General features: G+C 73.7%; 6 protein-coding genes. 2 read left to right on the forward strand and 4 right to left on the reverse strand.

Features of this window, described 5'->3' with window-relative positions:
- Positions 1–38: 38 nt before the first annotated feature.
- From ABZX85_RS29225 to ABZX85_RS29235, 3 genes are read right to left on the reverse strand one after another with little or no spacing between them, the layout of a single operon-like run.
- Positions 39–1,775 carry an FAD-dependent monooxygenase gene (locus ABZX85_RS29225; protein ID WP_355874716.1) on the reverse strand — a complete coding sequence of 579 codons (1,737 nt, stop codon included), beginning with the start codon at positions 1,773–1,775 and terminating at the stop codon, positions 39–41.
- A complete protein-coding gene (locus ABZX85_RS29230; protein ID WP_355874719.1) occupies positions 1,772–2,701 on the reverse strand; it encodes an aromatic prenyltransferase in 930 nt (309 codons plus the stop codon). The genes ABZX85_RS29225 and ABZX85_RS29230 overlap by 4 nt, the downstream gene beginning before the upstream one ends.
- A 5-nt stretch (positions 2,702–2,706) precedes the next feature.
- Entirely contained in the window at positions 2,707–4,425 is a 1,719-nt protein-coding gene (locus tag ABZX85_RS29235; protein ID WP_355874722.1) for an AfsR/SARP family transcriptional regulator, read from the reverse strand.
- Positions 4,426–4,618: 193 nt separating this feature from the next.
- Here ABZX85_RS29235 and ABZX85_RS29240 point away from each other — a divergent pair, with 193 nt between their 5' ends.
- Positions 4,619–4,756: a hypothetical protein gene (locus ABZX85_RS29240; protein WP_355874725.1), complete on the forward strand. Its 138-nt coding sequence runs from the start codon at positions 4,619–4,621 to the stop codon at positions 4,754–4,756.
- 11 nt (positions 4,757–4,767) lie between these two features.
- Here the strand turns inward: ABZX85_RS29240 and ABZX85_RS29245 are convergent, their stop codons facing one another.
- Positions 4,768–7,995 (reverse strand): BTAD domain-containing putative transcriptional regulator, encoded by a 3,228-nt coding sequence (locus ABZX85_RS29245; RefSeq protein WP_355874728.1) that lies wholly within the window; start codon positions 7,993–7,995, stop codon positions 4,768–4,770.
- A 272-nt stretch (positions 7,996–8,267) separates the two neighbouring features.
- On the opposite strand from ABZX85_RS29245, the gene ABZX85_RS29250 reads away from it, so the two are divergent.
- Positions 8,268–8,792, forward strand: coding sequence for a hypothetical protein (locus ABZX85_RS29250; RefSeq protein WP_355874730.1), 525 nt, complete (start codon positions 8,268–8,270; stop codon positions 8,790–8,792).
- Positions 8,793–8,902: the final 110 nt, after the last annotated feature.

Below are 8,902 nucleotides of genomic sequence, written 5' to 3' on the forward strand. Positions count from 1 at the left end.
GTTCGTGAGGCGGTGCGGGCGGGCGGTCGGGCGGCGGGTCACGGGGCGCGGTGGCCGAGGACGAGTCCGAGCGCCTCGGCCAGGGCCTCGGCCGGGTCGGTCTCCGTGCCGGTCGCCCGCCAGGCGACGTGCTGGTCGGGGCGGACGAGAAGGGCGCCCGCCGGGTCGGTGCCGGGCAGGCTCCGCCAGGTGTCCTCGTCGACGCGGGCGACGGTCAGCGGCACGGAGAGCTTGTCGGCGACCTGTTCGGCGGCCTCGGCCCACGCGGCGGCGCCGGGGCCGGTGAGCAGGGTGAAGGCGGTGCCGACGAGGTCGTGGGTGGAGAGGCGGTCGCCGTCCCGCTCGGTCCAGGCGTGCGGCAGGAGATGGCCGGGGCGGGTCGTGGGCCGGTACACGTCACCGAGGGGTGAGCGGACGGGCGGGAGGCTGCCGTCGGGGACGATCGCGCCCTGCTCGTACGCGAAGCCGGTCTCGACGTCGAGGGCCTGGCACTCGGCGCGGTGGGTGGCGAAGATCTCCGCCGCGCGGGCGCGCTGTGCGGCGCCGACCGGGGTCGGTGAGAAGTAGGAGAAGAACGCCATGGTGCGGCGCTCCGGCGGCACGTGCGGGCCGAGGCCCACGGCGGCGTCGATGACGACCTGGTGGTGTCCGGCGGCGGACATCGCCCAGCCCAGGTTGAACTGGCCGACCGGGCGGCGCTCGGCCTCGTACGTGTCGAGCAGGCCGTCTCCCGCGCGGCCCGTCAGCACGGAGGCGAGCTTCCAGGCGAGGTTGTGCGCGTCCTGGATGCCGCTGTTGAGGCCGAGTCCGACGGCGGGCGGCTGCCGGTGGGCGGCGTCGCCGACGAGGAAGGCCCGGCCCTGCCGGTAGCGCTCGGCGATGACCGCCTCCACGCTCCAGCTGGTGACGTCGTGCAGGGTCAGCTCCAGCTCGGGCAGGCCGAGGACCTCGCGGATACGGCCGATGACGGCCGTCTCGTCGGTGCGGTCGAGGCCGGCGAGCGGCAGGTGAAGCCCCCACTCCTCGCACTGCTTGCCCCAGGTCGGGCCCATCTCGATGAGGGCGCTGGACAGGTCGGGACGGTAGGGGTTGAGGAACCAGGTGATGACCGAGCCCTCGGTCCACCACGGCGACAGGTCGGCGGAGAAGTAGGCGGTCGTCGCGTCGAACAGGGCGGGCAGGCCCTCCATGCCGATGCCGAGGGCGGGTCCGACGGTGCGGCCCGCGTCCGCGGCGATCACGTACTGCGCGACGACGGTCGTGGTCTCACCGGTCTCGACGGAACGGATCTCGGCGGTGACGTTCTCGGCGTTCTCGGTGAGCCCGACGACCTCGTGCCCGAACCTGACCCGCCCCGGGCCCCGTTCCTCGGCATGGCGGCGCAGGATCGGCTCCAGCCGCAGCTGCGGCAGCTTGGCGGGCAGAACGGGGGCCGCCGCCTCGTACGACGCGCGCAGCGCGCCGCCCCCGAAGGCGTCCATCTCGTGGATGACACGGCCGTCCAGCGGGCCCGGTCCGGTCAAAGTGGTCTGCCAGCGAACCTTGCCGAACTCCTCGGGCCCGGCCGCGAGTTCGGTGACATCGTCCGCGAGGCCGTACTGGCGGAAGATCCCCAGCGTGCGCTGGTTCAGGTAGTGCGCCTTCGGCAGGCGCGAGGTGTCCGCGCGGCGCTCCACCAGCAGGTGCTCGATGCCGTGGGCGGAGAGGAACACGGAGGCGGCGAGGCCCGAGCCGCCGCCTCCGACGATCAGAACAGGTACGTCGAGGGTGCTCATGATGCTTCCTTCTCAAGGGAATCGGTGAGGAGAGGGGCGTCGTCGGGGAGCTGCATGATGTCCGGCACGCCGGCGCCCCACCGGTAGTAGGACTGGAGCTTGTAGTACTCGCCGTCGGGCTGGGAGGCGACGGCGTACACGAACCGGGTCTGCGGGTCGGCGGCCTGGACGTGCCGGACGAACCGCCTGATGCGGTCGTCGAGTTCGACCGGCAGGGACTCCGGGTCGGTCGTCGCGACGGCGAGGCAGACCCGGGTGATGGCCGGGGAGTCCCAGTCGAGGGTGACGTACACGCCGAACGCCCGGCGGCCGAGGCGGAGCATCTGCTCGCTGGGTTCGGCCTGGTCGACCTCGCGGAGCATGGCCCGCACCGACTCGGGGGCCAGGCCCCCGGCGGGCGGTTCGCCGAAGTAGATGTTCACGGTGCGGTGGTGGTAGTCGACGCCGAGCAGGCCGACGGTGTCCCCGAGGCCGTGCCGGTCGATGAAGTCGAGGCTCGCGGCGAGGCTGCCCGGCATCGAGGGCAGCGCGGCGAGTGTCCTGACGTCCTGGAGTCCGGTGCGCGGCAGGACGGCCCAGATCTTCTTGAAGCCGCCGACGACCCCGAAGTCGATGCCGTAGCCGTCGACGGGGCACCTCTCGGCGAGGTCGACGAGGAGCCGGGAGACAGGGTGGTCGGTCTTCTCCAGCAGGCCGTTGTCCACGGCGAGTCGATACGGGTCGAGGTTCTGCGGGACGGTGAACCGGCAGTCGAGTTCACCTGCCCGCCCCGCGCCGGTCGCGACCCGGAACGCGACGACGGCCTCGGCGAGTTCACCTCCGTACAGGTTCAGGACGCGCAGTACGTCGTCCCTCCGGTACGCCACCTCCAGGAGCCCGGCCGCTTCCTCGATGGCCGAGTGGAGGGCCTGCACCGCTTCACTCATGGCGGTCACCTTCCTTTTCCATTTCCGTTTCCTTGCGTCGTCCGTCGGGAGCGGGCCGGCGTTCCCCGTGGTGTCGGTCCGGGGTGCAGCAGGGCCAGCGGGTGGAGGCGGTAGTGGTCGCCGCCGGGTTCCCGGAGGAGGAGCCCGGCATCGACGAGTTCCGCCAACGCGCCGTCCGCGTCGGTGTGTTCGGCCGCGAGCCGGCCGTCCGCCACGACCCGGGCCAGCAGGGTCCGGGCGTCCGCGCCGAGCGGGCCGCCCCGGCTCAGCACGGCCCGCCGGCCGCGCGGCTCGGTGAACCGCGCGACGAGCCGGCCCACCCCGAGACGCGGGCGCTCCGCCAGCCGCTCCCCCGCAGCCCTGAGCGCCGCCGACAGCCCCGCGCAGTGCCCCGCCAGCTCCCGTAGGGCCCCGGGTTCCGCGCGCGTCCGCCCGGCCCCGGCGAACTGGCCGAGCAGCCGTACGGCGTCCTCGTCGTCCAGCGGCCCGAGCCGCAGGGTGTGCTCGGCGGGTACGGCCGTCAGCGGGGCCCGGCTCGTGACCAGCACCGCGCTGCCCCGGCCCACCGGCAGCAGCGCCCTGAGCTGGGCGTCGCCCGCCGCGTCGTCGAGGACGACGAGGAGCCCGGCGTCCGCCGACCGGGCCCGGTAGCGGCGTAGGAGGTCGTCGGAGCCCGCTCGTGCCGTGCCGGACTCCCCCAGGGCGGCGAGGAGTTCGGCGAGGACCGCGGCGGCCGGGCGGGCGGTTCCGTCGGGGTCGCGGAGCCGGGCGTGGACGGCGCCGCCCGGGAACGCCTCCGCGCAGCCGTGGGCGACCTCCACGGCGAGGGCGCTCTTGCCGCTGCCGGGCCCGCCCGTGACCAGCGCCGCCCGCAGGCGGGCGCCCAGGAGCAGCGACCTGAGGCGGTCCGCCTCGACCGCGCGCCCGGTGAACGCGGCGGCCCTCGCGGGCAGCAGCACGGGCGGCGGGTCGGCGCCCTCGCCGCGCAGCATCCGCAGATAGGTGTCACCGAGCCGGCGGCCGGGTACGACGCCGAGCTGCTCGTCGAGGACGCGGCGGCCGTCGTCGTACACCTGGACGGCCTCGGCCTGGCGGTCGCAGCGGTGCAGGGCGGTGATGAGGTGGGCGCGCAGCGTCTCGTCGAGCGGGAAGCGGGCGACCAGGGAGAGGAGTTCGGGGACGAGGGCGCGGTGCCGGCCGAGCGAGAGGTCCGCCTCGATCCGGCGCTCCAGCGCCTGGGTGCGCCGGAACTCCAGCCGGGGCCGCTCGTACCGCTGGAGGTGTTCGGTCACGTTCTCCAGGGCCTGGCCGCTCCAGCAGTCGAGCGCGCCGCCGAGCAGCCGGCCGGCCTCCTCGGGCCGATTCTGTTCGAGGGCCTCGCGGCCGAGTCTGTCGAGCCGTTCGAAGGCGAACAGATCGACGTCGGCCTCGCGGACCTCAAGCACATATCCGGGTCCTTTCCTGAAGATCTGCGCACAGTTCCCCAGTGTTTTTCTCAGCCGTGAGACATGGGCATAGATCTGTGAATTCGATGTGGGTGGTGGTGTGTCTCCCCAGAGCGCGGCGCTGAGCCGGCTGTCGGCGACGAGCGTGCCGCGTGCCATCAGCAGCACGGCGAGCACGGTGTGGATCTTGGCTCCGGAGAGCGGGACGTCCGAGCCCTCCCTGGTCACGGAGACCGGGCCGAGCAGCCGGAATGTGAGCACTCCAGCGGAGTTCAGCAAAGTTCGGCCTCCCCCGCGAAACGACTTGCTGAGCGCTCCCCACTCTATGAGCCGCCCCTTTTCCCGCGTTATCGAGTCGATTTCGAGAGGCCGAAACGGTGTCGAAATCGCGCCAAAAGCGCATCCCTCTAGGATGTTTCACGAGCACCGAACGGAAGCACTGGAAAAGAATTACTCAACGGGGAGAACAGACATGCGCAAGCACCGAACACTCGCGGGTGCCCTCATTCTTCTTCCGCTGCTGCTCGTCGTGGGCATCGGAGCGGACGCGACGGGCGATCTGCCGTGGACGAGCGTCGCCGCGGTCCAGAGCGATCTGCCCTGGACCTGACGGGCCGCGGGTCAGCGGTCGGCGAGCAGTCCGGCCAGGACCGATCCCTCGACGGGACGGGCCGTGTCATGGGCGTCGAGCACCTCGCGCAGCCGGCCCGCCCGGCGCTCCCACAGCGGGGCGCCCAGGGCCCGGAACTCCTTCTCCGCCCAGTCCAGGGGCGCGTCTGCGCCGGAGCCGCCACGAACGGCTTCGGCGCAGGCGAGGTGGGTGACGATGCGGGCCTGGAGGAAGCGGTCGCCGACCTCCTCGGCGAGGCGCCGGGCGCGCAGCAGGCCGGCGCGGGCCTTGCAGGGGTCGTTCTGCCGCCACTGCGCCTCGCCGAGCGCGCACAGGCCGTGCGCCTCGCCGAGCCGGTCGCCCTGGCCGCGGGCGAGGCCGACGACGTCGTGGCAGATCCGTTCGGCCTGCGCGCAGCGGCCCGCGCCGAGCAGCGCCTCGGCGAGGCGGTAGAGGTTCTGGGTGCGGCTGCGCAGCGACCCGGCCTCGTAGCTGACCTCGATGGCCTGGTTGCTGAGGCTCACGCCGCGTTCGGGGTTGCCCTGTTCGATCTCGATCTGGGCGAGGAGGCCGAGGGCGTGGGAGAGTCCGGAGTTGTCCTCGGCGTGCCGGAACAGGACGAGGGACTCCTCGCAGTAGCGGGCCGCCTCGGTGAGGTCGCCGAGGAAGCGGGCGCACACCGCGAGGTTGCGGCGGACGATGGCGCGGCCCTGGGTGTCGTCGGTGTGTTCCAGGTGGTCCAGGGCGGTGCGCAGGAGTTCGCGGGCCTCCTGGTGGCGGCGCTGGTAGATGGCGAGGGTCCCGAGGGAGCGGAGCATGGTGCCGGCGCCCCGGGTGTCGCCGCTGCGGCGGGCGCCGTCGAGGGCGTGTTCGGCGGTGCGCCGCCAGTCGTCCAGGTGGTTGCGGGTCTCGTAGAAGGGGACGGCTCCGGCGACGAGGAGCCAGGCGGGTTCCGTGCGTCCTTCGCGGACGGCCTGGGCGACGAGTCCGCCGAGCGTCTCGCGTTCGTCCTCGAACCATTCGATGGGGTCGGCGACGAGTTCGCCGGCCGTGTCGCCGAGCGCCGGTTCGGCGGCGAGGCGTCCGTCGTGGGGGACGGCTCCCTTGCCGTAGAGCTGTTCCTGGGCGGCGTAGACCAGGGTGAGGACGGCGGACAGGACGCGGTCCAGGGTCTGGGCGCGGTCCTGCGCGGTGTCCTCGGCGAGGCAGCGTTCCCGGGCGAAGCGGCGCAGCGGGCCGGGGAAGCGGAAGCGGGCGGTGCCGGCCCTGGCGGGGCGGACCTCCAGGAGCTGGGCGGCGACGAGCCGGCGCAGGAGTTCCTCGGAGGCGTCGGGGGTGACGCCGAGGACGGGGCAGCCGATCCACTCCGGGACGTCGGGTACGTCCAGCATGCTCAGCCGGCGGTAGAGCCGGGCGGCCTGGGCGGACAGGGCCCGGTAGCCGAGGCGGACGCCCACGCCGACGTCGCTGTCCGCCTCCGGGGCGCCGGCGCGTTCCCGGCGTTGCGCCAGGCGGGCGGCCGTCTCGTGCAGCGAGCGGCGGTGGTCGGAGAGGAGCTGGGTGGCGACGACGCGCAGGGTCAGGGGCAGCAGGTCGCACAGTTCCACGAGGTGCCGGGCGGCCTCCGGTTCGGCCGTCACGCGGTGCGCGCCGATCGTGGCGGTGAGGAGGCCGAGGGAGTCGGCCGGGTTCATGGCGCCCAGTTCGAGGCGGGTCACGGCGGTCGTCGTGTCGAGTGCGGGCAGCGGGTCCCGGCCGGTGACGAGGGCTCGGGCGGGGCCGGGGCCGGGGAGGAGGGGGCGGATCTGGTCGGCGGAGCGGGCGTCGTCGAGGAGGACGAGGAGGCGCCGGCCGTCGAGGGTGCGCCGGTACAGGGCGGTGCGGTCCGCGAGGTGTTCGGGGATGGCGGCGCCGGGGACGCCGAGTGCGCGCAGGGCCCGGCCCAGGGCGTCCTGGGGGCCGCCGCCGTGCGGGTCCTGGAGGTCGAGGTGGAGGCGGCCGTCGGGGAAGTGCTCGGCGTGCCGGTCGGCCCAGTGCAGGGCGAGGGCGCTCTTGCCGGTGCCGGCGCCGCCCCAGACCATGGCGACCCGGGCCGCCGTGGTGTCGTCGCGGCCGGGGACGAGGCGGCGCAGCAGCTCCAGTTCGGCGGTGCGGCCGACGAACGGTTCGGGGGGCAGGGGGAGCCGGCGGGCGGGGGTGGCCGGGGTGGTGGACTCCGGGCGGGGGCGGGCGGATTCGAGGGCGGCGAGGCCGTGCCAGAGGGCGGGTTCCTCGTGGGAGCGGGGGGTTTCGGGGTGGCGTTCCTCCCGGGAGGGGGCGGTCTCCTGGTGGGGGCGGGCGGGCTCGGGGAGGCCGAGGGCGTATCGGGGGAGGGCCTCGGCCGGCGTGTGCGGTAAGGGCGTCGCGGCCGGTGCGTCCCAGGGGCCGGACTCCTCGTGCGGGCGGGCCGTCTCGGGGGGTGTCGCGGTGGCGTGCGGCTGGGCGCGGACGTCGCCCGCCAGGACCGTACGGTGCAGCTCGCGCAGTTCGGCGCCCGGTTCGACGCCGAGTTCGGCGACGAGGATGCGGCGGCCCTCGCGGTAGCAGTCGAGGGCCTCGGAGCGGCGGCCCGAGAGGTGGTAGGCGCGCATGAGGACGGCGCGGGCGTCCTCGCGCAGCGGGTGTTCGGCGACGAGCGGCCCGAGCGACTCCACGACGGACCGGTAGCGGCCCCGCCGGAGCTGGACGGCGGCGTACTCCTCCACCAGGTTGTTGCGCAGCTCCGTGATCCGGTCGACCGCGCCGCTCAGGACACTGTCGCCCATGCCGTCGAGGACCGGCCCCGACCACAGCGCGAGGGCGTCCTCGAAGCGGGCGGCGGCCTCGTTGGTGTCCCCGGCCTCGGCGGCTGCGCGCGCGGCGGCGGCCGACTCGTACAGGTCGGCCACATCGACGTAGTGGTCCTCCCTGTGCAGGACGTAGCCGGGGAGCTGCGTCTCGATGAGGCCGTCCACTCCCGCCTCGTCACGGAACGTCTTGCGCAGCGCGGAGACGCAGATCGCGATCTGGTTGCGGGCGGTGACGGGGGGTTCGCCGTGCCAGACGGCGTCCGCGAGCGCGTCCACGGAGACAGCGCGGCCGGGGGTCAGCAGGAGTACGGCCAGCACCGTGCGCTGTCGTGCGCTGCGCAGCAGCAACGGCCGCCCGTCCACCCTCACCTTGAGCGGGCCCAGCACCTGAAACGACAGACAGACCGTCATGCCGCCTCCTTCCAGGACTGTGAATGTCCCGCCCCCCGCGAAGACACAGCATGGCCATTCTGTGGAGATGGCTTGATCTTGACAAGGCAGTTCCCCATCTTGACAGGCCCGTTCCGCTCTCCTCACCCTCCGTCACCGGCGGCCCGGTCCCAAGTGATCGCCAATCGCCGCCGAAGAATCATGGGCTGTACTCGGTCCGTGACGCCGGGCCCGGCTCTCGCAGACAGCTCAGTTCTCAGGAATACGGCACCTGCCAAGAAGGAGCACCCCACATGAACCGCTTGTCGACGCGCCGATCCGTCCTGACCGCCGTCGCCGCCTCCGGCGCCCTCGGGGCGTCGCTGGCGCTGGCCGGCCCGGCCCTCGCCGTGGCCCCGGCGACCGCGACGGCGTCGTACAACTGTGACGCCGCGGGCAGCGGCACGATCACCCTGACCGCGGCGGACTCCGGCGGGGTCAAGAGCGTGAAGCTCGACTCCGCGGACATCGTGGCGCAGTTCCCGTACGCGGCGAACTCCGTGACGACGACGCTGAAGCTGACCAAGGCGTCCGGCGGGGAGGTGCAGTTCTCCGGCGCCGTCCACCCGGCGGCGAGCACGGGCGACCCGCTGTCCTTCGGCCCCCTCCCGCTCACCTCCGGGTCCCTGGCCACCGGCGACACGACCGACTCGGCCGCCCTGTCGGGCACGCCGAGCGCCGCCAACTGGTCCCTCAAGTTCGTCGTGACCAACGCGGGCGGCACGTTCACCTCGTACTGCACGGCGACGAGCGCCCAGTCGAGCGCCTTCACCTGGTAGTCCGCCGAACGCGTCGAGCCCCCGGGAGCCGCTCCCGGGGCTCCGGCACCGACATGTGGAAGTACTGGGACGAGCACCGAGCCGGGAACCTGACGGACTGCGAACTCCGG

This window comes from Streptomyces sp. NPDC004539 (assembly GCF_040610055.1).
Classification (GTDB): Bacteria; Actinomycetota; Actinomycetes; order Streptomycetales; family Streptomycetaceae; genus Streptomyces.